Origin of the sequence: Paenibacillus sp. GYB006, assembly GCF_036577645.1 — a bacterium.
GTDB lineage: Bacteria > Bacillota > Bacilli > Paenibacillales > Paenibacillaceae > Paenibacillus.
Genome location: NZ_JARBDA010000027.1, coordinates 1 through 24025, shown reverse-complemented (window position 1 = coordinate 24025; position 24025 = coordinate 1). Strand labels below are relative to the sequence as shown.

Sequence of the window (24025 nt, the reverse complement as noted above, 5' to 3'; positions counted from 1 at the left end):
GATGTGAATAGCTCATGGACTGATTCTCCTGTGTGAATTTGGTGTGGTAACTTAATTCTACACGAATCAGGCCATGGGCCATTTTTATTTTTTGAGTAAGGTGTCGCACTTCATATTACAATCCGTCTCTTAAAAAAATCGCTCTCTTGCAGATTCGCAAGAGAGCGGGGAAGGTTCGTGACAATAAAAGTTCTAAAGAATTAACCTCGAAGCAGGGATTCGGCTCCATCTACATAAACTTCCGTACCCGATACGTGAGAGGCTTCATCAGAAGCAAGGAACAATACTAGATTTGCGACTTGTTCCGGCTTACCGGCTTCACCAGCGAGAGGATGACCGCCCTCGGGATACTCGACAGGAATTTGAACTTCTTCCAAGTCCTCAGATCGAGTCGTCTTACCGTCAATCTCTGTGTCAATTGCACCTGGGTGAACAGAATTCACACGGATCTTGTATCTCGCCAGCTCCAGTGCAGCCATTTTCATAAATGCAGCTTGCCCCGCTTTTGTTGAAGCGTATGCGGAGAAACCGATGTTCGAGAAGACCCGGTTCCCATTAATGGAACTGTTAATGATAATGCTGCCTCCGTTATCTTTCATATAAGGAATTGCATACTTCACGGTAGCGAATGTTCCGCGCATATTGATACACATCGTTTGATCCCAATCTTCCACTTCCATCGTTTCAATAGGGGCGAGCTTGCCGTTTACTCCAGCATTTGCAAAAACAACATCGACCTGGCCGCCTGCAAGTTCAGCTACTTCTTTCATTGCGCGTTCCACCATTTTGGGCTCAGAAATGTCACATTCGACTACGTCAGCGCGGCCGCCGTTTTTCTCGATTATTTGTTTTGTTTCCTCAGCTTTTTCAACCGTCCGGTCCAGTAAAAATACACGAGCTCCTTCTTTAGCGAATCGAATGGCTGATGCCTGACCAATACCGGAACCTCCTCCAGTTACGATTGCGAGCTTGTTTTCTAGACGTAGTGTCATTCTCTTTTCCTCCCTTAATTTTAGAATCTATGTGAGTGCTGATCTAATGTGTTTTCTTATGTACGGTAAATACCCCGGCCAGAGGATATTTGAATCATAATCAAAATAAATACAAAATCCCCGCATTCTCTTTGTAAAAAAGAGCGTGCAGGGATTTAGGTTTCGTTGCCTATAGATGAATGTACAAACAGGCATGTCTTATTTGAATTTTTGCCATTCCATCGAACTATTCTCGAGCAGGTGTTCAAAATCGTTATCCAGTCGTTTTTGTTCTGCTTTTTTCTTCTCTTCTGCAATACGTTTGGCCTCTTCCTGACGAGCAACTTCAGCTGCTTTGATCTCGGATGCTTGTGCCTTGAGCTTCCCGAGAACTTCTTCACTAAGCAAATCTTTTAGTGTGGCTGCACTTCCTTCATGAGCAGAAGACCGCTGTGCAGACTGTGAAGGTCTTGTTCCATTCTTTTTCTTCACCATGACGATCCCTCCATTTCGCTTCTGTAAAAAGTATAACAGGAATCGTAACGTGTTGAAACTGATTCTTGGTTGAAATATACACCGTTTCTTCACGAAAGCATAGTCTAAAAAAGAGAACAATGGAATAGTTATAAGAAATAATGATAGCGCTTTCTTTGAAATAGTGTAAAATATAGAAACAAGAAGAGAAGACAGAGTATACAGCTTATTTTGAATACCGATACTACGACTAATTAAACAGTGAAGGGGTCGTTGATATTGGAAGTGAATAATACACAGCTGCTGAAAGGGTTAATGTGGGGCACCATTCTCAGTATACCGCTCTGGATCTCGATTATGGGTTGGGTTCGCATCTTGTTTTAAAATATTTGTTTCTCGTGTAACACATACATGGCATTGTTAAAAAAAAGACCGGCAAGCATAGAGTAGGGGACTAAAACCCATTTATGCTTGTCGGTCTTTTCATTATTGAATCTTTTCCGGTTCCGGATAATCTACACCCAGCGTATCTACGGTTACTTTTGTCATAACTGGTGGATTTACGGGCCGATCATTTTTTCCTGTTTCAAGACTTGCGATTTCATCAACCACATCCATACCTTCTGTTACTTTACCAAAACTAGCATAAATATTATCTAAATGCTCGGAGTCGGCTTGTACAATAAAGAACTGTGAGCCTGCGGAATCCAGATCATTTGAACGAGCCATAGAAATGACACCTCGGGTATGAAGCAGGTGATTCTTCACTCCGTTACTTGTGAATTCACCCTTGATACTATAGCCGGGGCCGCCTGAACCTGTACCTTCCGGATCTCCACCTTGAATCATAAAATTCGGAATCACACGATGAAAGATCGTACCGTCATAAAATCCGCTGTTAGCCAGCGAGATGAAATTGTTCACTGTATTAGGAGCAACCTCCGGATACAACTCTAAGACGATCTTTTTGCCATTATCCAGCTCAATGGTTGCGACCGGATGAGAAGCATCTTCGTTTGGAATGCCAATGCCTCCGAATTCAAGCTCATCATTTTGCACTTCATCTTGTCCACAACCCGCAAGTACAAGCAGAAGGGCGGAAACAATAAATAGAAGTTTGAAACCTTTTGATCTGACGAACATACAAGCTCCTCCTTGATTTATGTCGAATATGATTATCATACCCCAAAACAGGACACACAGGAAAGAACCCTATCCAGATGGAAAGGGCTTTTTCTCTCATTTTACTATTTTAGGAACAAAACAGTAACCAAGATGTGGGATATTCGTTTATACTATTTAAATGAATCAGTTTGATCAGGATTGCCTACTCCATTAATCAGATCGGTTCCATGCATGGCATCGGGATCAGGGGATACCGGATCAATGGGACTGTCTTTTGCAATCTCATCTGCATCGGGTACAGCAGCAAGATCCGGCTCGGAAGAGCGAAGAAGTTCTTCGTTAGGAATATTAGATTCTTCTTCCGCAGTGTCATCTGCCAAAGAAATGGGGCGAAGATCCTGCATAACTCCTTGCTCAGCTGTCTCCGTATCTGCTGGGTCCGTATCTTCATCAAGACTAATCGTCTGCTCAGTATACGTATTCACATAATCCAGATCATCTTCTGGTATCATATCCGTATTTTCTGTCTCTTGATTTAACGTCTTATACCGGTCATAAGCAAAATCCGCTTCGCTTGTTCTAGGTCTATTATCCATCATGAATTCTCCTTTCCGATGTGGATGTTATATACTGTCCTTCTAGAACATAGGGAATACATATTTTACGAGGAAATACAGTAGTCCAAAGAAAATAATGATGTAAGCCGCATACTTGATGAAAGTTGATGCTACTAAACTAGAATCGGATTTTTTCTGAACATCTCTTCGTTCAACCTCTACATTCCGATGTGATTCATTCATTTTCGTCTCCTCCTTATCTTCTCATAACCTATGCTCACAGTACGTTCTTGCCCATTCTTAAACCTCTTTGAGGCAGCTTGAAACAGGGGAAGAACAGAGGTAATGAAGTAAAGAGGAATATGTTCAGAGAAAGGGAGAAGTCAGCAATGAAGTGGTTTACTTTTGGAAATATGTTAGAAACGATTCGAATTGGACAAAAAGCATCAACACCTGGTTTTTCAAGAACAGTCATTCGTACGCCAAGCGGTTTATATTGGACCGGTGGCATATGGAATGGCAAAGTTGTGGAGATCAGGGATTATTTATTTTCAGACATATGGACGATATACGAAGATGAAGAGAGTTTGGTATGGGAAGAGTACAGAGAACCTATGGAGCGTAAGATTGTAGAAATGATTACGAATCAATATGAGGAAGAACGAGCACAAAGACGAGAAGAAAAAAAAGCGAAATCAACTCAGACGTTATGGAAAAATAAAGATGTGTTTTAATCCTTTTAAGGCAGATTCAAGAAAAGGAATTCATCATACTAACTGAATTATTGAGGTGTGAATAATGAAGATTGTTCCTAGGGTATCGGCTGTTATCATCTTGTGTTTACTATCGGTACTCTTCTTATTACCACCGACCGTCAGTCATGCAGCAGAGGAAGATGAGCCCCGAAAATTAACTTCATGGGAGATGGTTTGGCCTCAGAACCCGGCAGATAATACGGTGGATAAGCTGGTTTCTGGAAGGTATGAGTGGACAACCATTCAAGCTGGTTCCTCCATAGAACAACAACTGACGTCCTCGCCGCATACAGCCTGGATCAGAATAAAGCTGCCCGAGGACGTAAAAGATAATATGGCCATTTTTTTTGAGCGTATCTATGGTCAGCAGATTAGAGTCTATAAAGATGGACAGATTTTGTATGAGCAAGGGACTCAGCATCAATTTAATAGAAACCCGTTATTGATACCCTTACATGATCAAGATGCCGGGGGAACAATTTATATCTGGACCCATAGTGATTATTTTAAAGTCGGTGTCGATCCGGCGATATGGATCGGTTCTTCTGCCAACCTGAATAAGAAATATGTGAGCGATGGGATAGATGAACTGGTCCTTGGGAGTATACTGCTCGTTTTGTCAGTTGTCATCATCGCATTTTCGATGTTTATGTATAAGTTAAAATATAAGTTATGGCTTGGAATATCCATACTAATTGGGTGTTTAGGATTTACCATCTCGATGAATTCCAGCACAATTTATACTTTTTATCCGGATATGACGCAGCTATTTTACTATTCCTTTTTAATTTGTTTTGCCATAGAACTGCCTGTGCTTGCCTACTGCTTTGAACAAATATTTACTTCTGATGAGGCAAATGCAATCATTCGCAAGCTGAGAAACTATCTTATGGCTTATACCCTATTTTATATATTCTGTACGGTAGCAAGTCTGCTATATCCAGAAATGTTCCTCTTTATGAAGTTTATAACAGGTCCTGTTTTTGGGGTGATTTATGTACTGGAACTGTTAGTCTTGTTATATGTGACGATCAAAGAGGCGATAAGAGGTGAACAGGGGGCAACCTTACTTTCCGTTGGCTTTGGTTTATTTGCACTCACCACCATAACAGAATGGATTTTATATTACTCCGTACCTTGGTATGAGTTAGATATATCGAAATGGACCATTTTTATTTTCGTCTGCTCGATTTTGACGGTGAAAGGCCAACGGTTGCTTGGCAAGTATGAAGAAGTTGTGCGTTATACAGAGGAACTGGAGGCGGTTAGTAATGAACTGCAGCGTTCTGAGAAAATCAAAATCATCAGCGAACTCGCTGCCTCAGTTGCTCATGAGGTGCGTAACCCGCTGCAGGTCACACGTGGATTCTTGCAGCTAATGAGCAAGCAGGATGATGACAAGAATAAAAAGTATGTAGGCATTGCACTAGAAGAACTGGACAGGGCATCGGACATCATTAATGATTTCTTAACTTTTGCGAAGCCTGAATTTGATCATATTGCACTTATTAATCTATCTGAAGAGTTCAATCATATTGAAGGAGTCCTTATTCCGATGGCCAACCTCGAGGGAGGCATAATCATCATGGACATCCCAAATAACTTGTGGATCCGCGGCAATTCTTCCAAGTTCAAACAGGCTTTTATTAATATTATGAAGAATAGCATTGAGGCACTGCAAGGCAGTGGAGAAGTGAAGGTTAAAGCTTATCTTAAAGAAACGGAAGTCGTGATTCATGTTCAAGATAATGGAATAGGTATGAACCAAGAGGAACTTGTGAGACTGGGTGAGCCTTACTTTTCTAATAAAACGAAAGGAACAGGACTCGGTATGATGGTGACCTTCCGGATTATTGAAGCGATGGAGGGCACGATTGAATATAGCAGTGAAAAAGAAGTAGGAACAGAAGCAGTAATCCGCTTTCCATCAGGAGTATAACAAGCTTACTTCTACTTATTTTTCTTGCAATGGATAAAAAAGGGGTCTGTTCGTCCACAATAACAAGGTGTAAGTAATTATAAGCACCAGGAAGGTGGACAATACAGATGAAGAAATATCTCGTTAGAATTGCATCTGCAGCATTGCTTGGATCTTTACTCATGGGACAGGGCAGTTATGTAATGGCGCAGCCTGACGTTATACTTACGGAAACCGAGAAGCAGAATACGGCGGACTGTGGACATACAGGTCATTACCTGTATTTTATGGAAGAGACGGCTAAGATTCTAAAGATAGATATCAAGATGCTTGCGGCAGAGATGCAGCAAGGAAAAACAATTGCTGAGATTGCGAAAGCGAAAGGCATGACAAGTCAGCAGCTTGAAGAGCAATTAAAGCCAGCCGTGGAGCAGCGTGTCGATGAAGCAGTAAGTGCAGGCTGTTTGTCCAAAGAACAAGCCGTTTCGATGAAAGAATCGATAAGCGAAAGATTAAATAAAGTGATTCATACACCGATCAGTGAGCTGAAACAGAAACATACTAGCCGCGGCAAAGGACAAAGTAAGATTAACCGGGAATCTATAGCCAAGTTTCTTGGAATTACGACAAGTCAGCTTGATCAGGAGCTGAAGCAAGGGAAGTCGTTAGCGGAGATTGCTAAGGCGAAAGGGATCAGTGAGAAACAGCTTATTGATCATCTGAAAGAAGAATTGACACCAGATCTAACGAAGTTCATTCATCGTAAAATGAAAATGAATCCAAGACCAGGCCATGAAGCCTTGTCTCCCGAAAAAAGCTGAACAAGACTCTCATCTACTTTACCGTATATACACAAAATAAAACGGCCGGTTCTCCACTCCTTAGCGGGGGAAGAACAGGTCGTTTTAATTATGTAATGGTTTAGAATGATTAGATTTGCTTGACAGTATCCGCTTCTGGAATTAGTATTTTTCCTTATACTGCTAATTGAGGTGGGGTTTTATGAAAAAGATAATTCGATTCAGATATATCTTACCGTTTTTATATTTTTGTATTGCACTGTTAGACTGGACGGAACTGGATGTTGCTTGGAATATTGATGATAAAAACTTGATGATCTTTTTTACGAGCCCGCCATTTTTATTCATTAATGATATTAACTCCGCTTTTCATTATATGGTGCTTATCTATCTTATCAGTTTACTCGTGTGGTTTGGGGTGGGATATCTGATGGATATCGTGATAAGTAAAATTGCAGATTTCATAAGATCGATGAAATAGAATTAGCTCCACTTAAGTCTGTTCAGGAGTCGATGTTCTACACTAAAATGGGGAGTAGGAGGCGATATGGGATGTTTTACCGCAGAGTAGGAAGCAGCGGACTGAAGGTTAGTGAAATCAGTCTTGGAAGCTGGCTTACATATGGAGGATACGTGGAACGGGAAAATGCCATTCTCGCCATTGAGGAAGCGTACGATCTAGGAGTCAATTTTTTCGACACGGCAAATGTATATGAACAAGGGGCTGCAGAGGAGCTGATAGGGCAAAGCCTTGCTCCTTATCCAAGACATTCGTACGTTCTTGCTACAAAAATGTATTTCCCCATGGGAGAAGGACCCAATGATCAAGGATTATCTCGCAAGCATATCATGGAACAGGCAGACGCGAGTTTAAAACGTTTGGGACTTAGCTATATTGATATTCTCTACTGCCACCGGTTTGATCCGGAGACACCGCTCGAAGAGACTTTGCGTGCGCTGGATGATCTGGTTACCCAAGGTAAAATTCTATACATCGGTGTTAGCGAATGGACGGCAGCTCAAATGGCAGAAGCCCACACCATCGCAAACCAATATCTGCTGGACCGTATCGTCGTTAATCAGCCCATGTATAATATGTTTGAACGATCCATTGAAGATGAGATTATTCCATTCGGCGAGGAAAAAGGAATCGGACAAGTCGTTTTTTCGCCCCTGGCTCAAGGTTTATTAACTGGGAAATATAATTCGGCTACAGAACTTCCTGAGAACAGCCGCGCGGCAAAACTGGATTTCGTTCGTGACGGGATAACAGAAGATAAGATTGCAAAAGTAAAACAGCTGGGCAGAATCGCTGAGGAACTCGGGATATCTATGTCCCAGCTGGCGATTGCCTGGATTTTAAGACAAAAGAATGTAGCTAGTGCACTTGTCGGAGCAAGTCGCCCGCAACAAGTTGCGGAGAATGTCAAAGCTTCCGGCATAAAGCTTTCAGCAGATGTACTGCAGCAGATTGAATATATACTTAAGTAAATAAATGAATCCATTTCAGAATCCCTATTGTTCTTTTCATCAGGACCATATTTAGGTCAAAATGGTGTAATCCATAATTAACGAGGAAAAGCCTCACTAGAGTTATGCACCCGTGCATAACTCTAGTGAGGCTTTCTCTATTTGTTTATTCTGTTAAAGAATTGGTGGCAGGTGCCTTCATTCCAGGTTCGATCTTATCCAGCTTCGTGGTAGTTATTCTTCTCCGTCCAAGTCCCACCAAGTAACGAGAGAATGGCAGACGAGACAATCCATAACTAATGAAAAGAGAGAACACGGCCGTTAGTGCGAAGGTAAGTAAGGTGAATCCAAGATGGTAACCTGCCAGTTGAAGCGGTCTTGTAAAGAACGAAATCCAGTAAATCACGAGTGCATGTACCAGATACCCACCAAAGGAATATCGACCAATCCATGTAAAGAGTTTATAAAATTTGCTCTTCACAGATATAAGATGCAAGATACCGTAGATCAGAAACATTTGCGATAAGATGAGTACAAATGTTGTCGGTTTTAAATAAGTGGAGATATTTAAATTCATGGTGTCTCCAGAACCCCGCAGTACATCATAGGCAAGATACACAAAGAGAAGGATGGACAGCAGGGCATTCCAAGGAAGTATTTTTACCATAACGCTCCGGAACCGATCAAGCATGAATGCACAGACTGCGCCAAGAATGAAATAGAAGATATACATAACAAAAATACTAGTACGATGGTTAAGCAAAGTCTGTCCTATTCCTGGGGTTACTGCCCACTGTCCCATACGATAATAGGACAGATATAGAAGATAGCCATAGGCAAGACCGCTAATCAGCAAGATTGCGAAGACTATTCTATTTTGTTGTTTGCAATCCATTTTTTTAAGCCTGTTTTTGATCTGAATTGCAATCCTGCGAAACAATGGAAACAGCAGATAGAACTGAAAGACCATAATAATAAACCATAGGTGATACCCAGCTTGTGGTGCAAACAACTCTCTAACCAGACTCTTCCAGGTTCCTGCATCCAGCCAATTGGTATACATCGTCAAACGAACCGACAGCCAGTATACCAAAGTCCATAGAATAAACGGCACATAGATATCGCCAAACCGTTTACGAATGAAAGAAGGGTAGTGCAGTTTTTGCTCATAATTATAGAACAGAAGCACGGCGGATAGAAAAACGAAAGTCGGCGTTCCAAATCTTGTAAGATGATATATGAACATGAGCATGATGGAATCCGCGGGGAGGATATCTGCTCGGTAAATATATTCTGCCAGACTATGCTGCATGACTATCGCTAGAAAGGCAAGCCCCCTAAAAGGAGTCAGCTCCTCAATTCTTGGTTTCTTCAGGGTAATAAACCTCCAATCTGGGCAAAGGAAACTTGCCCATTGCCTTATTGTAATGAACAAAGATTAAATTCAAATGAAAAAGATTTCCCCGTTAAGAATTAACAATTTGGTACCGTGGCGGCTCAGAGAAATAAATAGTTACAAAAAGGTTAAAATCAATATTGAACTTCTTGTAACCCTTGATGAACCGGTTCCAAAAGTACTAGTAATTGTTTCCATTGGTGAGAATAGATTTGGAATACATAGGTATAAAGAACTATATAATATATTATTTTCAGCTCGTTTATTTTTGTTGATTTATAAAGGGTTTCATTCATTTTATTAGATAAAAACAGCAGTAAGTTCATGGAATATTTCCGAAAAACACTCTATAAATTTATAGTTCTTAAGAACTATATACATTAAATCAAATTTGTTACTAAAGTCTGATGATGAAGCTTGGTTCCTCGCCTAAAATGGGACAAGTCAATGGTCACTGAAGCCATTAGAATGGACAAAAACTTATGACTTCTAGGAGGATTACGACATGAAGGTTACAAAAAAGATACTTACTGCATCCATTGCGGCAGTCCTGTTACTTGGAACAGTGAACATGCCTGCTTTTGTAAATCAAGCCTACGCGGCAACGACAACATTAGAAGTAATCTACGGTGTTAACTTTAGAAAGGGACCAAGTACTTCTTCTGATGTTATCCGGATGCTTGAAAAAGGTGAGAAAGTTACACTAGTTAGTAAAACTAACTCAAGTTATTGGAAAGTAAAAGATTCTAAGGGTGTTACGGGTTATATTTCTTCCTCTTCTAAATATACAAAAACAGTTAGTGGATCATCCCAAAGTGGAAGTAACGACTCATCGAGCAGTTCATCCAGCAGCGCAACCGTGGAGAAAGTCATTTCTGCCGGCATGAAATATCTAGGTACACCATACAAGTATGGTGCAGACCGAAACAGTACGAAATATTTCGATTGTTCTTCCTTTGTACGACGTGCTTTTATCGATGGTGCGGATATAACGCTCCCAACGGATTCTCGCAAACAAGCTACTTATGTAAAAAATAAAGGAAAGACGAAGAGCAAAATCTCTAGTCTAAAACGTGGAGATCTAATGTTCTTTATGTCCTATAAAGGTTCAAGTTCTTCTTCTTACTCTGGGATTGATAAAAGTAAAGAGACTGTGACTCATGTAGGTATTTACCTTGGAGATAATAAAGTGCTGCATACGTATTCCACTGACTCCGGCGGTGTTCGTGTCGATACGATTACAGGGAAGCACTGGCAGTATCGTTTCCTATTCGGAGGAAGCGCACTATAACAATAAACCAAAAAGACAACTCTTCAAACAAAGAAGAGTTGTCTTTTATTTATTATTCTAGGCTCACTCATGATAGAGCCGCAAAATAATGTTTTGATTGTAGTTTCCGAAACCCTCACCATATAAGGTAAGTCCACCCACATGCTTGGCGTCGTCCGCCGTAGCAAGACGAAAAGTCCATTGATTTCGGTTCACCGGAATATCTGTGATGGTTACATCCGACATTCGCTGTCCATCGATGAAAGTACCCATAGGGGTTACTCTAATAATCTTCAAAAGTCCATATTGGTTCACATCATCGAGCCACCAATCTGGTGTAAATACACCCCGCCCATGTCCTGAATCACCAGGACTTGTCCATATTCCAAGTTTCACGCCGTTTAGCGTAAAGCTGATATCAGACGGCCAATTTGGATTCACACCTGGCGCTTCTGAGCCAATCTCGAAGGAAAGTTCAATTTCGGTGAGTGAATGACCTTGTAATACGTAATTTGGGATTTTGTATTCTACATACCCTTTACCAAACCAGAGGATATGTGCATTCACTCGTTCGGGGTCGAGAAAGTAACGAGGGTCATCATATTGACCGATTACTTTTTCCGTAGTAGACAGCCCGCAAGTAGGGTGAACTTCACATTCCGTATAATGACCAATCGGAATGGACACTTCTTGATATTGACGAGAATTTTGCGCTTTCTGCGGCATCGTAATTTCAATCCAGTCAACAGAAAGGGAGTTGATTTTATGTGTGCCGCCATTTTTTCGAATCATCTTGGATTCCGTTATGCCGACTTCCTCTAGTTTACGAACATGCATCGTAACAATGGCACTGCTTAGGTTTAATCTTGCTGCAATCTCTTTGATATTGAGCGGCTGCTCTGCAAGTAATTTGATTATGGAAAGACGTACATTGCTAGCCAGAGCTTCATAAAGAGGAAGCCACTTTTCATCTGTATTTGCTCTAATCATTTAGATTCTCCCCTGAACGTTCAATAGTTATTATCAATTATTATAGAATTAGCATTAATATAAATCCAATGTTTTTTGAAAAAATAGATTTAAGAGGGTTGATTTTATACTATAATTGGATTTTAATATAAAGTAAGCGGTAACAATTTATAGTAGAATTAATTTTTTTATTAATTTAAAGAGGTGAGAAGCTCATGGGAAACAAGGCAAAGATGGTTGTAGATAAAGATTTTACAATTGGGGAAGTAGATAAACGTATTTATGGATCTTTTATTGAACATTTAGGACGTGCTGTATACGGCGGGATTTATGAACCTGGGCATGAAACGGCAGATGAGTCTGGGTTCCGTGGGGATGTCCTTGGGTTAATTCAGGATCTTCAGGTACCGATTGTACGTTACCCAGGCGGGAATTTTGTATCCGGTTACAACTGGGAGGATAGTGTAGGTCCCAAAGAGGAACGGAAACATAGACTGGAGCTTGCTTGGAGAACAACAGAAACGAATGCTTTTGGATTTAATGAATTTGTGGATTGGGCGAAGAAAGCCAATACCGAAGTCATGATGGCAGTGAACTTGGGTACACGCGGGATTGATGCAGCACGTAATATTGTAGAGTACAGCAATCATAAATCAGGCTCGTATTATAGTGACCTGCGTATTAAACACGGGTACAAAGAGCCGCATAATGTAAAGACATGGTGTCTTGGCAATGAGATGGATGGACCGTGGCAGATTGGTCACAAAACCGCAGAGGAGTACGGCAGAATCGCCTTAGAATCTGCGAAAGTAATGAAACTGGTTGATCCTTCCATAGAGCTTGTTGCCTGCGGCAGTTCGAGCATTCATATGCCGACATTCCCTGAATGGGAAGCAACGGTACTAGACCATACGTATGATCATGTAGAGTATCTTTCTTTGCATCAATATTACGGAAATCGGGAACAAGATTCAGCTCAGTTCCTCGCGCGTTCACTAGAAATGGATCAATTTATTGAAACGGTAACGGCAACTTGCGATTATATCAAAGCTAAAAAACGCAGTAAGAAAAAGATGTTCCTTTCTTTTGATGAATGGAATGTATGGTTCCACTCCAATGATAATGACAGAAAGATCGAACCTTGGGGAATTGCTCCTCCTCAATTAGAAGATGTATATAACCATGAGGATGCACTGCTTGTAGGCTGTATGCTGATCAGTTTGCTGAAACATGCAGATCGTGTGAAAATGGCATGCCTCGCGCAGCTTGTTAATGTCATTGCTCCGATCATGACGGAGAATGGCGGCTCAGCATGGAAACAAACAATCTATTATCCGTATCTCCACACATCCGTGTACGGCCGTGGTCAGGCACTCGTTCCGTTGATCCAATCACCTAAGTATGATACAAAAGAAATTACGGACGTTCCGTATCTGGAGGCAATTGCGATACATAACGAAGAGGCAGGAGAAGTCACGATCTTCGCTGTCAATCGTCATCTGGAAGAGTCGCTTCCTGTAGAAGTGGATTTGCGCAGTTTCGGTGACTGCCGTCTAATCGAACACACGGTACTAGAGTCAGACGATCTGAAAGCAGTGAATACAGCAGCGAATCCAAACCGCGTAGCTCCTCATACAAATGGGAATGCAGTGGTAGACGGAACAACCGTTACTTCACAACTTGCTAAAGCCAGCTGGAACGTGATCAGGCTCAAAGTGAGTGTATAAGAAGTACACACTATTTATTCTTTTTATTAAAAACCTCTGCTCCGGGAATCTCTCGGGGCAGAGGTTTTTCTAATCCACAAAATGTATAGAATCATACTCTAAGACTTGTTTACATAGTGATGTATAGCATCTCTTAGAAACTGGGCTGCGCCGGGGCCTGCCTTATCATCATAATAAGAAGTAAACCGCTCATCTGCTACATACATATCGGCAAGGTTTTGATATGCATCTTCGGAGAATTTGCTCCACGAATACATCAGCCACTGTTTATGTTTCTGTACTATCTTTTCTGCTTCTTCAGATGCGGGGCTGTTTGTCTCAAGTGCTTTTTTTAGTAAATCAATGATTTCGACTTCAAGAGTCTGCATCTGGTGATAATCTTGTTCACTCATTCCTCTTAATCTGGCGTTGCTTTCATCGATCTCGCGATCTCCATATTTCTCTCTGATCTCAGCACCGTAGTTACGTTCATTCTCCCTAATTCGCTCCGCTTTTAACCCTTCAAATTTCTCTTTGTCTGGCATCTTTATTCCTCCTTCTTTACTCTCAATAGTTACCTTCACCGTATGGAGCAATTGTTCAAGATGATCTCGTTTTTGAGTGAGTTTATGATAATGTGCTTTCAAAGCAATCACGGGGTCAAAATCAGGATGTTCTAGAATCTTATGAATTTCATCCAGACTCACTTCCAGCTCGCGATAGAACAAAATTTGCTGAAGCCGATCCACCTCTTTCTCTCCATAAATTCGATAGCCGGATGAATTAATTCGGGCTGGCGGCAATAGTCCAATCTGATCGTAGTACCGGAGTGTGCGGCCGCTGACCCCCGATAATTCTGCCAATTGATGAACGGTGTATTCCATGATGAATCCTCCTTACAAATCTCATCCTAAACGTATACGTAACGTATAGGTCAATAACTAATTTTTAATTAAATATAGTTCTATGAGCTATGTAAAATAAGCTCCGCAGTACTCCCGACCGGAAGCAAATGCGAAGCTTATCTTTAATCCGTATTTTGCTCAAGTATACAAATTAATTCTGTTTTTCATTCTTTTGTGCGGAGGGTTGTTTTTCAAATACTTCAGCCGCTTCTTCAGCAGAAAACTCAGTATCGAAAGCTCCTGGTACAGGCAGCTTATTCAGCTTCGTATTGCTAACCTCTGCTTTGGTTGGTTCATTGCTTGATGATTTACGCATGGGAACACCTCCTTTACACGAACATCAACAGTATTTTTCCAAACATGGCTATTTTCTATACCACATTTGGGACTGTGATCTAAGGATCAGAGGGAGAGATCGAATTATCGCTGAAAAGAAGGCGCTGCAAACTTGTCAATCATATCTCTCAGTTGCTTACGAAGTGTGTGTTCGGTGGAACACTCAATTTCAATGACAGGCTCTGACGTAGGATCAGGCTGAATATTATGGACACTGTAAAAATGCTCTTCTACATTTAGCAGTAACAGCATCTGCTCTGGAGTTGGCATTTCTTCATCACCATAATGAAGAATGCTAAGATTATCTAGATTTTTTCCTGATTTTATGAAGGCAGAACTCCAGGCCCGAATCAATTGTTGTTCAGGATCGGTCATCGCCCATCCACTTAAGAGAGTGGAGACGTTTGTATCCGGCGAAATAGCAGTGAGTGCATTCCATCTAGACTCAGATAAACGAAGCTTGGTCGATTTTGCAGGAAGTAAACGCTCCTGACTGAGATAGAATCGATATAACTCTTCTTCCCATTCGGAAGGTTCCGTCCAAGTAAACAGATGAATTCGCTGATTTACTGCGAGATGGTACAAGTATTGACCACGCTGTTCTTCTTCTCCAGCATGAATCGTGAGCACTTTTTCTTGATCATTCATAAGCGAATAGCCCCGGAGCATCCTGCGGCTTCTTGCAAAATGAATGAGCATTTCCAGCAGATCGGGTACGAATTCAATTTCCATCTCTTCTAAGCTGACAATAAGTCCTTTGGAAAGAAGACTATGAGAAGCAGCCTGAAGGATCAGTTCCCATTCACGCTCTGATAGTTCTCCGTACATCGGCTTCAGTAAGCCGGCAGCTACGTCCTCTGCTCCCATTGATGCGAGTGCAAAGCCAAACTCTTCTATGGATAACGTAATTAGTGGTTTGTCCATAATTCCTCCTATTAACTGTGATAATGAATAATATTGGAAACATTGGCAGGTATGTAGTTGTATATTTTTGTTTTGTACTTATTTTGTGCCTGCCCCATTATGGACACCGCGAAGTAGTTTCAGTGTTTTGTTTAGTTCGTCAGTACTTAGTACATGGTAGGTGTTGATATCCACATGTTTTCTATTTTTTAGCTTCAATCGATAGAAAGGAGGGACCGATTGCACCCACTTGTTCATGGAAGATTCGTGAAGCTCTATTTTCTGAATGGAACTCCAGGGAATGAGGGTTCCGTCATTCAGCACGATATGGTTATGATCGTAAGAGAACAATGGTTTCTTAGAGAAACTAAAGCGCAGCATCAGTATGAGCTGAGGACCAACAAACCAGAAACCAATCAGCATACCACTGGCATAGTAAATGGCTTCAGCTATACCCAGGTTATCACCAGTAAGGGCATATACGAGCAAAAAACAGCCGGAAATAATAATGAGAGCAGCCATTGCTTTTCCGAAAGCTAGTTTTCGTCGATAGGATATCGAATGCATGGGTTTAGCCTCCAGTTTCTTATGAGATGGGGTATATTTATTCTATACTTGCCCCATTATGCACACGGCGAAGTGTTTTCAGTGTTCTTTTTAGTTCGTCAGTACTTAATACATGGTAGGTGTTAATATCCACATGTTCTCTATTTTTTAGCTTCAATCGATAGAAAGGAGGGACTGATTGCGCCCACTTGTTCATGGAAGAATCGTGAAGCTCTATTTTCTGAATTGAACTCCAGGGAATGAGGGTCCCGTCATTCAGCACGATATTGTTTTGATCGTAAGAGAACAAAGGTCTCTTAAAGAAGGTCAGGATCAATAGTCGAATGAACTGGGGACCGAAAAACCAGAAACCAATCAGCATACCACTAGTATAGTAAATGGCTTCGGCTATACCCAGGTTATCTTCAAAAAGGGCATAAACGAGCACAAAACAGCCGGAAATGAGAATGAGGGAACCCATTGCTTTACCGAAAGCTAGTTTTCGCCGATAGGATATCGATTGCATGGGTCAACCTCCGGTCTTTGCGATAACTTCGTATTTCTGGATTATTTAAATAATCCGCTAGCCCAGCGGATGGCACCTTCGGCTGCACTTGCCACATGTTTACCGGCGAATGACCCCACAGCACCTCCAACATAAGCGCCTACTGCCGTTCCTACCGGTCCAAATGCAGTTCCAAGGGTTCCGCCAACAATGGCACCTGCGCCTGCAGCTGCTGATTTAATAACGACATTGGAGGCAGATATGGCAACGTCTGTTCCGGTGAGGGTTCCGCTTTTTATTTTCCCAGCGGTTTTGATACCTTCATCAAAAATATTAAGTCCTACGTTAATAGGAAAGAGTTTCTTGCTGATCATTTTTGGAATCGCTGAAATCTTCATTCCATACTGGCCTTTTTGTACTCCAGCTACCACATTACGAGTCCACTCTGGAAAACTGCTTGCTTTACTAAGACCGAGCCCGATTTTCCCTATTTTGAGGTTTCCGGCCCATTTATCGAATCCTTTCAATCCCTTCATGACAAGACCGGGCTGACGAAATTGTTTATCTATTCTTCTTGCCATATTTCTTAGGAAGGTATCGGGTCCTTTTCCGTTTACCCATTTTGCATTATGGATGACTGCTCGGGTTGGATTTTTAGCACTCCGTTTGAATTCAACGGTCTTTGTTAAGACGAGTGTGCTCGCTAGTCCACTGTATAATGCAGTCCCAGCCATAGCTAGATTTCCGCGTAAACCATTGACGGTACTCCATGCACTCGAACCATTGTCAAATGCATCCGAAAGGGTCTCTTTCGTTTGTTCTTGCCATGCGTCTTTGCTATTTCCTTCTGACGTGATTCCGGTATCTTGTGAACCATCTGCTTCCGCAAATTTAACAGAGATAGAATGAAGATCGGTACCAATCGAAGATACTCTAGAAGTAAATGTCTCCATCTGGGTACGAGCGGTCTGGAAGTCCTGATAAAACCGTTCCTGAGTTATGCCAGACCACTGGCTTTGTAAGGAGAGAATATTTGCGTTCAGACTCGCCACCATACTTTTACTTTTCTCGGATGCTTGCGTAAATTGTTTGGAGATTTCGAGAATACGTTCCGGGGGGACTACAATTCTTGTCACTACCATTCACCTCATCAAAGATATTAAACAGAAGAAGGGCTCTATCAATATATGGTTTATTTACCCAATAATTCTAATGTTAGAATCATCCGGTTGGCAACGGGAAATGGGTTTATTAGCAGAAAACAGGACTTAGGAAAGAGATAAGGTGTAAGCCCAAGGTTCCGTAATGCTCTCATTTAAAAATAAAATAGCCCCAGAAGCATGGTAGCTGCTGAGGCATCTTCTTACTATTTGCGTATTTACGTACGAACGAAGCTGAGTTTAGCCGGCGTCATTTCGTGATTTTTCTTCAAATATCGTTTCACGTCCTGCTTCAAGTGCATGTTGATATAAATCTTCATACGTTCCTCTCAGCTCCATTAGTTCTTTATGGGTGCCGGATTCTACGATTCGGCCTTCTTGCATAACAAGAATACGGTCCGCATGCATGATGGTCGATAATCGGTGAGCAATGATAATGGTAGTTCGCCCGGCAGCTACAGAAGAGAGCGCATTCTGAACTAATTGTTCCGTATGTGAATCCAGATTCGCTGTTGCTTCGTCCAGTATGAGAATTCGCGGCTGGAACACGACAATACGAGCAAAAGAAATCAGCTGCCGTTCTCCTGCAGATAACCCGCTGCCTCTTTCGGATAGATGCGTATCATATCCATCTGCTAAACGGCGAATCATGGAATCTGCCCCTACAAATTTGCAGGCTTCGATAACCTGCTCTTTGGGCACATCTTCTCGGAACAGCCGGATGTTATCAATGATCGAGCCGGAGAAGAGAAAAGGGTCCTGCTGAATCAGCCCGACAATTCGGTGCAGCGTTTCTTGCGGCATTTTACGAATATCAACACCGTCAATCTCGATACTGCCCTCATTCACATCATAGAATCGATTCAGCAGACTGATGACTGTACTTTTACCCGCACCGGTCGTTCCAACAATTCCAATCATCTCACCCGCATGTACAGTCAGATTCAGGTTATGAATGATAGGCTGATCCTCAAGATAACCAAATGAGACATCGTTAAAATCAATTCGTCCGTTCACATCATCTGTTGTTAGGGTGACTGCCTTATTTGTATCCGGTTCTCTCACTCCAGGATCCGTGCTGAGTATTGCCCAGATTCGTTCCATGGAGACCGTAGTGGACTGGAATGTATTCCACTGCATCGTAATTTGGTTGATCGGCTGGAAGAATTGACGGATATAACTGATGAATGCATAGAGTACGCCGACTTCCAGTGAGGAACCGAGGACTGCTTTACCGCCTAACCAGATCATAAGTACAAGGGCAATATTCCCTAGAATATCAAAGGTTCGGTTAAAAATGACGTTAGACCGAATCTGCCTTACATTAGCCGAAAAGTATTGCCCATTCTGCTCGTTAAATTGTTTCATTTGTTCCTTTTCCTGATGATAAGCCTGAATGAGAAACATGCCGGATAAGTTCTCCGCGATAAAGGAAACCAGTCTCGACAAGCGGGTTCTTGCTTGCTGATAGGTTTCACGTAGATATTTGCGGAACAAGACGGCCACAAGGGCAATGAACGGAAGAACAGCTACAGAATATAGAGCAAGTGTAACGTCCAGCTGGAACATAAAAACAATAATCATCACAAGCATCATGCCATCTCGTATCAGACTGAGCAGTACCTGTGTAAAGAAAGAACTGATCGTTTCTGTATCACTCGACACATTGGTGACAAGGCTTCCGCTGTGTTTGCGATCGAAAAAGGACATCGACATCTTCGTAATATGAGTGAACAGATCTTTACGGAGTGCAGCTACAATGTTTTGTCCTGCATACTGCAGCAGATTATTTTGAATATAAGTGAATACAAAACTAATGACTGACAAGACAAGATAGACAAGGGCAATTTGAATGAGAAAAGTAAGCCCAGTTCGGCCAAGTGCTAGATGGTCATCGATAGCGACTTTAATGAGATACGGCTGTGAAAGTTCAGCAGCAATCCCAAGCAAGGAGCAGAAAAAGATGAGAACAAAAGTAAAACGATGCGGCCTGCCATATCGTAATATGGAGCGGAATGCACTTGATTTCTTTTTCTGATTTTCGCCCAGATCCAAATGGGTACGGGGTTGTTTCTCTCTTATCATCGTATCAGACATGATGCAATCCCTCCTCCTGTATACGCGCAAGAGAAGCGTACCTGCCTTCGAGGTTCATCAGTTCTTGATGCGTACCTTGCTCCATAATCCGTCCTTCTTCAAGAACGACAATCACGTCCGCATGTTTCACGGCACTGATCCGGTGCGAAATGATCAAGGTCGTTTTATGTTTACGATCTTTTTTTAATTGGTTTAGAATACCGGTTTCGGTTACGGCATCCACTGCGCTCATGCTGTCGTCCAGAATAAGTAAAGGTGAATTCTTCATCAGTCCTCTGGCGAGACTTGTTCGCTGCCTTTGCCCGCCTGACAAGGTGACACCTCGCTCGCCGAGCGGAGTTTCAAATGACTTAGGGAACTGAATGATATTATCGAAGATCATCGCTTGTTTCGCAGGTTCTTCCACCTGACTGATCGTAGCCGTTCGATTGCTGAATGCGATATTGTCACGAATCGTTGTGCTGAACAAGAATCCGTCTTGAGGTACGTAAGCTAATTTGGAACGCAAACTTTCCAGTGTCAGACTGCGGACATCGGTTCCGCTGACTTTGATTGTGCCGGCAGGAGGTTCATAGATGCGGAGTAATAGTTTTACGAGTGTGCTTTTTCCACTGCCTGTTCGTCCAACAATGCCGACCGTTTTTCCTGATGGTATGACTAGATTAATATCCTTAAGAGCAAACTCTTTACTGCCTGGATACTTGAAGGATAGTTCCTGAATTTGAATGTCTTCTACCTGCTTCAGCGGTTTTGCATCCGAAGTTTCCCGTACATCGGGAATTTCAGCGAGCAGGCTGTTGACACGTTCAAGAGAAGCACCGGACCGCTGCATCATATTAATCACATTCCCGATCTGCTGGAGAGGGCCCATAATCATACGCAAGTACAGGGTCAGAGCTACAAAACTACCAAGACTGATTGTGTTCTGAATCGTCATGTATCCGCCTACCACAATAGATACTACGAGAGAAAATGCTCCGAGCAGCGGAAGCAGTGCCTGGAAAAGAGACGAGAGACGTACCAGCTTCAGCTGTTTATCCCTTATGGCATCTACAGAAGCACCAAAACGGATCCGAGAGATTTCTTCCGTTGCAAACGTTTTGGTAACACGAATCCCGCCAAGCTGTTCTTCTGCTGATTCTGTCATTGATGCAAGCGCTTCCTGAACAGCTTTTGACCTTTTGCGAATACGTGGTCCGAAGTACACTACTAGAAAAGGAATAGCCAGCAGAGGACCTACACTAATCGCAATGAGCGTAAATGGAATTCCGCTAATCATCATCATGACTACACAAGACAGCAGCAGGAATACAGCATTCGTAGTCTGATTGATCCCGTTAGATATGGCTTCTCGGACGGAAGTGACATCATTCATTACATAGCTGAGAAGCTTGCCTGTACCTTGTTTTGCAAAATATTTTTCACTGAGCTCCGAAAATTTACCGAAAAGTTTCTGCCGGGTAATGAACTCGAATCTTCTGCCGAGCCGCATAATCATAAACTGACCGAGTCCGAATAAAGCATTGTAGGAGACTGCAATAATGAGTAGCAGTAAGCTATAGCGAATGATTTTATCCATGGTGAGCGTTTGTCTTTGCAGTTCGTCTGTAAATTGGCCTACCACACGAGGGAGCAGAGCCTGATCAACATTAGAGATTATGATCAGCAGAATGGCACTAAGGTAGGAAGGCCAGTAGGACTGTACATAGTTACGAAGTAAACTTCGATCATTCACGGATCACTCATCTCCTTAATCAGTGTTTGTGGACACAAAAGGGCAGGACGCTGTTCTGTTAAAAAAGCGTCGTGCCCTTTCTAATGTATGTATTTTGATGCACATTATAATCTTATTCTTAAGTAAACTTGCATTATTGTCAAACCATTTAGTGGTTAAAAAACAGTTGTATTGCAGGGCGAACCCAGGGCTAAAAAGATTGTAATGAGATATCTCTTCTTTGGGGAATATATAAGTAGACTTACACAAATGAATTTGCAAATGAAACATATTTCAGAGCATTCTCGTTTAGAGAATAGAACATATACGAATCAATTTCATATTACCTCTAGTTGCTTTAATCAGGAGTATATATAGATCAAAATGGTTCTATTTGTCTATATATAGTTACAAATTTATCGTTTTAATGAGTTATGAAATCGATTCACGTGATTGAATTAAAGGTTCATAAATGATGGAGGTAGGTTACGATGAAACGTTTAACCGTTAAAACTTCAGTTGTAGCTTTAAGTTTGACCTTTGTTCTTGGAGGAATGTCTGTTTATGCTTTTAACGATGTTACATCAGATACACAAGTTCAGATGCTTCAGGCGCTCCGAGATCAAGGGATTGTGAAGGGAGTGTCTTCAAATAAGTTCAATCCCGCTGGTACTTTAACAGAAGCTCAGGGTATTCAGATGATTGTAAATGCATTTGATCTGAGCGCAGGAAATGAAAAGACGGAGTCGGGAAACCCGAAATGGTATCACGCAGCTTATGATGCGGCAAGAGCAGAGGGTTTGTCCATACCGGCAATGAGAGACGCTGAAGAGGCTCTTACGAGAGAAGTATTTGCAAATCTCCTGTTCGAAGGGATAAACACTACAGGTGAATATCCTGTTATCTTACTCTACAACCACATCAAAGATGAGCAAGAGATCAAACCTGAATATATATCTTCGATTCAGAATTTACTGAATATGAAGGTAATTAGCCTAAGTAATGAAGAACAATTTAGGCCTCATGATACGCTCACTCGAATGGAGGCGGCAGAAATGGTCTATGAGGCAAGAGAGTTCATCGATCGACACGGAAATGGCGGCTCCTCAGATGAAACACCGGGAACTGTGCCAGGAAGCGGTCAGCAGGCAATGATACCCGAGGTCTCTTCCCAAACGATAGACGAGAAGACGGTGAAAGTGAAAATTAGTCTGGAACTGCCTAATCCCGGTTATGGTCTTGAGATTAAAGATGTAGAACTTAGTAAGAATGGCAAAGCGATCATCAAGTATGAGATCATTCAACCTGATCCTAACAAAATGTATCCGCAGGTAATTACAGAACGGTCTGCGGAGACGAATATCCCTTCAGGATATACGCCGGAAGTGGCGCCATTTTCATAACGCTCCGGTATTCGGGCGCTCTGGAATTCCATCTGACTGTTGCAGGCGCTCCGGGCTTCCATGCTGACTGTTTCGTTGTTTTGCTTCGCAAAGCCAAAGGCACTGTCAGATGGAATTCCTCCGCTGGGAGGGTTAATATATGAAAACTGGGATTCTCTTTTTTTATGGAACCCCAAAAGACGTCTTCTGTTCACATGTCTTGGACACAGGACGTTTTTTTGTCGTTTTTTTTCGAGGAACAGAATCAAGAATCGCTTATTGAAAATCGCTATTATAGGGGATAAGAGTATAAGTTCGTGTCCCGTGTCCACGACAAGAACTAGTACCGATTACGGAAATGGGCAAGAATTTGTCCCCATTATAGATTGGGTAACATGTCACATTAAGCTAACGGGCAGAATAGTTTAACAATCTAAAGGAGTGTAGATATGAAAAGAGGAATCCAGTTTGAGGTACCTAACGAATGGGGAAGTCATCTCGGAGAAGCACTGAAACCTTTCAACATAAGCAACTTCGATTGGTACAACGGAGGAGAAGAAGCATATCGACTCACTGAGGGGGTCATGGAACCTTTGTTCCATGGTGAGATGTATGGAATGAAGGGAGAAGACCTTAGCAAAATACTTCAATCAACCTTTTCATATATAATTTTCGCGGATTTTAAGGCATACCCACAAGGTGAAAGCACAAAAGATGTACTCACTTATGAAGAATTCTTAAATAGTCAGTGTCAGTTGATTGTGCTTGTCGTTGATTCTTCATATGTCGCCGTTTATTGTAAGGACACCGAAATGCTTAACCTGATATATCAAAACGCGGTAGAAAAAAGATATGAGAAAGTTAAGTATATAACCAACGAAAATGACACAAGGACAAAGCTCTCCGCATGGTAAAAGCTGTTCTTATTCAATTAATGAGAAAACGATAGTTTAATTAGAAAAAGTAAGCAACCGATCAATAGACCGGTTGCTTTTTCTTTAAGCTCCTGGACAGTTTAGGACCCATATTCACATTGCATGGATTAATAATGAAACCTACAATTTTA

General features: G+C 41.8%; 24 protein-coding genes. 9 read left to right on the top strand and 15 right to left on the bottom strand.

Going from position 1 to position 24025, the window contains the following annotated elements; translation table 11 throughout:
• Nucleotides 1–200 precede the first annotated feature (200 nt).
• The 5 genes from PV403_RS24135 to PV403_RS24115 all read right to left on the bottom strand — a co-directional run bounded on the left by PV403_RS24135 (nt 201) and on the right by PV403_RS24115 (nt 3370).
• Nucleotides 201–992 carry an SDR family oxidoreductase gene (locus PV403_RS24135; protein ID WP_213532818.1) on the bottom strand — a complete coding sequence of 264 codons (792 nt, stop codon included), beginning with the start codon at nt 990–992 and terminating at the stop codon, nt 201–203.
• A 198-nt stretch (nt 993–1190) separates the two neighbouring features.
• A complete protein-coding gene (locus PV403_RS24130) occupies nt 1191–1466 on the bottom strand; it encodes a YqkE family protein (RefSeq protein WP_332086218.1) in 276 nt (91 codons plus the stop codon).
• Between the two features lie 465 nt (nt 1467–1931).
• Entirely contained in the window at nt 1932–2588 is a 657-nt protein-coding gene (locus PV403_RS24125; protein WP_213532820.1) for a peptidylprolyl isomerase, read from the bottom strand.
• Nucleotides 2589–2740: 152 nt separating this feature from the next.
• On the bottom strand, nt 2741–3166 hold the full coding sequence (locus PV403_RS24120; protein ID WP_332086217.1) for a hypothetical protein: 426 nt from the start codon (nt 3164–3166) through the stop codon (nt 2741–2743).
• Nucleotides 3167–3208: 42 nt separating this feature from the next.
• Complete coding sequence (locus PV403_RS24115; RefSeq protein WP_201450680.1) at nt 3209–3370, bottom strand: hypothetical protein; 162 nt, start codon at nt 3368–3370, stop codon at nt 3209–3211.
• A 146-nt stretch (nt 3371–3516) separates the two neighbouring features.
• Between PV403_RS24115 and PV403_RS24110 the strand changes: the two genes are divergently transcribed.
• From PV403_RS24110 to PV403_RS24090, 5 genes are all read left to right on the top strand, one after another.
• The gene (locus tag PV403_RS24110) at nt 3517–3861 is read left to right on the top strand and encodes a hypothetical protein (RefSeq protein WP_213532953.1); all 345 of its coding nucleotides are present in this window, start codon (nt 3517–3519) and stop codon (nt 3859–3861) included.
• A gap of 64 nt (nt 3862–3925) precedes the next feature.
• Nucleotides 3926–5821: a HAMP domain-containing sensor histidine kinase gene (locus PV403_RS24105; RefSeq protein WP_332086215.1), complete on the top strand. Its 1896-nt coding sequence runs from the start codon at nt 3926–3928 to the stop codon at nt 5819–5821.
• Nucleotides 5822–5928: 107 nt separating this feature from the next.
• Nucleotides 5929–6621: a hypothetical protein gene (locus PV403_RS24100; protein ID WP_332086214.1), complete on the top strand. Its 693-nt coding sequence runs from the start codon at nt 5929–5931 to the stop codon at nt 6619–6621.
• A gap of 181 nt (nt 6622–6802) precedes the next feature.
• A complete protein-coding gene (locus PV403_RS24095; protein WP_213532824.1) occupies nt 6803–7081 on the top strand; it encodes a hypothetical protein in 279 nt (92 codons plus the stop codon).
• A 71-nt stretch (nt 7082–7152) separates the two neighbouring features.
• Complete coding sequence (locus PV403_RS24090) at nt 7153–8091, top strand: aldo/keto reductase family protein (RefSeq protein WP_213532825.1); 939 nt, start codon at nt 7153–7155, stop codon at nt 8089–8091.
• 145 nt (nt 8092–8236) lie between these two features.
• Here the strand turns inward: PV403_RS24090 and PV403_RS24085 are convergent, their stop codons facing one another.
• Nucleotides 8237–9505 carry an acyltransferase gene (locus PV403_RS24085; RefSeq protein WP_332086213.1) on the bottom strand — a complete coding sequence of 423 codons (1269 nt, stop codon included), beginning with the start codon at nt 9503–9505 and terminating at the stop codon, nt 8237–8239.
• 466 nt (nt 9506–9971) lie between these two features.
• Here PV403_RS24085 and PV403_RS24080 point away from each other — a divergent pair, with 466 nt between their 5' ends.
• Nucleotides 9972–10757 carry a C40 family peptidase gene (locus PV403_RS24080; RefSeq protein WP_332086212.1) on the top strand — a complete coding sequence of 262 codons (786 nt, stop codon included), beginning with the start codon at nt 9972–9974 and terminating at the stop codon, nt 10755–10757.
• Nucleotides 10758–10820: 63 nt separating this feature from the next.
• Here the strand turns inward: PV403_RS24080 and PV403_RS24075 are convergent, their stop codons facing one another.
• A complete protein-coding gene (locus tag PV403_RS24075) occupies nt 10821–11726 on the bottom strand; it encodes an ArsR/SmtB family transcription factor (protein WP_332086211.1) in 906 nt (301 codons plus the stop codon).
• 194 nt (nt 11727–11920) lie between these two features.
• Here PV403_RS24075 and arfA point away from each other — a divergent pair, with 194 nt between their 5' ends.
• Nucleotides 11921–13432, top strand: a complete 1512-nt coding sequence (arfA, locus tag PV403_RS24070; RefSeq protein WP_332086210.1) for an arabinosylfuranosidase ArfA — start codon at nt 11921–11923, stop codon at nt 13430–13432.
• 98 nt (nt 13433–13530) lie between these two features.
• Here arfA and PV403_RS24065 read toward each other — a convergent pair whose 3' ends face one another.
• The 8 genes from PV403_RS24065 to PV403_RS24030 form a co-directional block, all read right to left on the bottom strand.
• Nucleotides 13531–14295 carry a MerR family transcriptional regulator gene (locus PV403_RS24065; protein ID WP_332086209.1) on the bottom strand — a complete coding sequence of 255 codons (765 nt, stop codon included), beginning with the start codon at nt 14293–14295 and terminating at the stop codon, nt 13531–13533.
• A 172-nt stretch (nt 14296–14467) separates the two neighbouring features.
• On the bottom strand, nt 14468–14632 hold the full coding sequence (locus PV403_RS24060; protein WP_191803848.1) for a hypothetical protein: 165 nt from the start codon (nt 14630–14632) through the stop codon (nt 14468–14470).
• Nucleotides 14633–14736: 104 nt separating this feature from the next.
• A complete protein-coding gene (locus PV403_RS24055; RefSeq protein WP_332086208.1) occupies nt 14737–15576 on the bottom strand; it encodes a hypothetical protein in 840 nt (279 codons plus the stop codon).
• 78 nt (nt 15577–15654) lie between these two features.
• Nucleotides 15655–16122: a hypothetical protein gene (locus PV403_RS24050; protein WP_213532832.1), complete on the bottom strand. Its 468-nt coding sequence runs from the start codon at nt 16120–16122 to the stop codon at nt 15655–15657.
• Nucleotides 16123–16159: 37 nt separating this feature from the next.
• The gene (locus PV403_RS24045; protein ID WP_213532833.1) at nt 16160–16627 is read right to left on the bottom strand and encodes a hypothetical protein; all 468 of its coding nucleotides are present in this window, start codon (nt 16625–16627) and stop codon (nt 16160–16162) included.
• A 41-nt stretch (nt 16628–16668) separates the two neighbouring features.
• Nucleotides 16669–17748 (bottom strand): WXG100 family type VII secretion target, encoded by a 1080-nt coding sequence (locus tag PV403_RS24040; protein ID WP_332086206.1) that lies wholly within the window; start codon nt 17746–17748, stop codon nt 16669–16671.
• 258 nt (nt 17749–18006) lie between these two features.
• Nucleotides 18007–19863, bottom strand: a complete 1857-nt coding sequence (locus tag PV403_RS24035) for an ABC transporter ATP-binding protein (RefSeq protein ID WP_213532835.1) — start codon at nt 19861–19863, stop codon at nt 18007–18009.
• On the bottom strand, nt 19856–21598 hold the full coding sequence (locus tag PV403_RS24030; RefSeq protein ID WP_213532836.1) for an ABC transporter ATP-binding protein: 1743 nt from the start codon (nt 21596–21598) through the stop codon (nt 19856–19858). The genes PV403_RS24035 and PV403_RS24030 overlap by 8 nt, the downstream gene beginning before the upstream one ends.
• A gap of 470 nt (nt 21599–22068) precedes the next feature.
• Here PV403_RS24030 and PV403_RS24025 point away from each other — a divergent pair, with 470 nt between their 5' ends.
• Complete coding sequence (locus tag PV403_RS24025) at nt 22069–22980, top strand: S-layer homology domain-containing protein (RefSeq protein ID WP_213532837.1); 912 nt, start codon at nt 22069–22071, stop codon at nt 22978–22980.
• A gap of 428 nt (nt 22981–23408) precedes the next feature.
• Entirely contained in the window at nt 23409–23873 is a 465-nt protein-coding gene (locus tag PV403_RS24020; RefSeq protein WP_160036296.1) for a DUF2691 family protein, read from the top strand.
• Nucleotides 23874–24025 lie beyond the last annotated feature (152 nt).

What these genes read in the sequence shown, in the direction of transcription:
- PV403_RS24135 (WP_213532818.1), bottom strand. Translation starts at nt 992, where the DNA reads ATGACACTACGTCTAGAAAACAAGCTCGCAATCGTAACTGGAGGAGGT.
- PV403_RS24130 (WP_332086218.1), bottom strand. Translation starts at nt 1,466, where the DNA reads ATGGTGAAGAAAAAGAATGGAACAAGACCTTCACAGTCTGCACAGCGG.
- PV403_RS24125 (WP_213532820.1), bottom strand. Translation starts at nt 2,588, where the DNA reads ATGTTCGTCAGATCAAAAGGTTTCAAACTTCTATTTATTGTTTCCGCC.
- PV403_RS24120 (WP_332086217.1), bottom strand. Translation starts at nt 3,166, where the DNA reads ATGGATAATAGACCTAGAACAAGCGAAGCGGATTTTGCTTATGACCGG.
- PV403_RS24115 (WP_201450680.1), bottom strand. Translation starts at nt 3,370, where the DNA reads ATGAATGAATCACATCGGAATGTAGAGGTTGAACGAAGAGATGTTCAG.
- PV403_RS24110 (WP_213532953.1), top strand. Translation starts at nt 3,517, where the DNA reads ATGAAGTGGTTTACTTTTGGAAATATGTTAGAAACGATTCGAATTGGA.
- PV403_RS24105 (WP_332086215.1), top strand. Translation starts at nt 3,926, where the DNA reads ATGAAGATTGTTCCTAGGGTATCGGCTGTTATCATCTTGTGTTTACTA.
- PV403_RS24100 (WP_332086214.1), top strand. Translation starts at nt 5,929, where the DNA reads ATGAAGAAATATCTCGTTAGAATTGCATCTGCAGCATTGCTTGGATCT.
- PV403_RS24095 (WP_213532824.1), top strand. Translation starts at nt 6,803, where the DNA reads ATGAAAAAGATAATTCGATTCAGATATATCTTACCGTTTTTATATTTT.
- PV403_RS24090 (WP_213532825.1), top strand. Translation starts at nt 7,153, where the DNA reads ATGTTTTACCGCAGAGTAGGAAGCAGCGGACTGAAGGTTAGTGAAATC.
- PV403_RS24080 (WP_332086212.1), top strand. Translation starts at nt 9,972, where the DNA reads ATGAAGGTTACAAAAAAGATACTTACTGCATCCATTGCGGCAGTCCTG.
- PV403_RS24075 (WP_332086211.1), bottom strand. Translation starts at nt 11,726, where the DNA reads ATGATTAGAGCAAATACAGATGAAAAGTGGCTTCCTCTTTATGAAGCT.
- arfA (WP_332086210.1), top strand. Translation starts at nt 11,921, where the DNA reads ATGGGAAACAAGGCAAAGATGGTTGTAGATAAAGATTTTACAATTGGG.
- PV403_RS24065 (WP_332086209.1), bottom strand. Translation starts at nt 14,295, where the DNA reads ATGGAATACACCGTTCATCAATTGGCAGAATTATCGGGGGTCAGCGGC.
- PV403_RS24060 (WP_191803848.1), bottom strand. Translation starts at nt 14,632, where the DNA reads ATGCGTAAATCATCAAGCAATGAACCAACCAAAGCAGAGGTTAGCAAT.
- PV403_RS24055 (WP_332086208.1), bottom strand. Translation starts at nt 15,576, where the DNA reads ATGGACAAACCACTAATTACGTTATCCATAGAAGAGTTTGGCTTTGCA.
- PV403_RS24050 (WP_213532832.1), bottom strand. Translation starts at nt 16,122, where the DNA reads ATGCATTCGATATCCTATCGACGAAAACTAGCTTTCGGAAAAGCAATG.
- PV403_RS24045 (WP_213532833.1), bottom strand. Translation starts at nt 16,627, where the DNA reads ATGCAATCGATATCCTATCGGCGAAAACTAGCTTTCGGTAAAGCAATG.
- PV403_RS24040 (WP_332086206.1), bottom strand. Translation starts at nt 17,748, where the DNA reads ATGGTAGTGACAAGAATTGTAGTCCCCCCGGAACGTATTCTCGAAATC.
- PV403_RS24035 (WP_213532835.1), bottom strand. Translation starts at nt 19,863, where the DNA reads ATGTCTGATACGATGATAAGAGAGAAACAACCCCGTACCCATTTGGAT.
- PV403_RS24025 (WP_213532837.1), top strand. Translation starts at nt 22,069, where the DNA reads ATGAAACGTTTAACCGTTAAAACTTCAGTTGTAGCTTTAAGTTTGACC.
- PV403_RS24020 (WP_160036296.1), top strand. Translation starts at nt 23,409, where the DNA reads ATGAAAAGAGGAATCCAGTTTGAGGTACCTAACGAATGGGGAAGTCAT.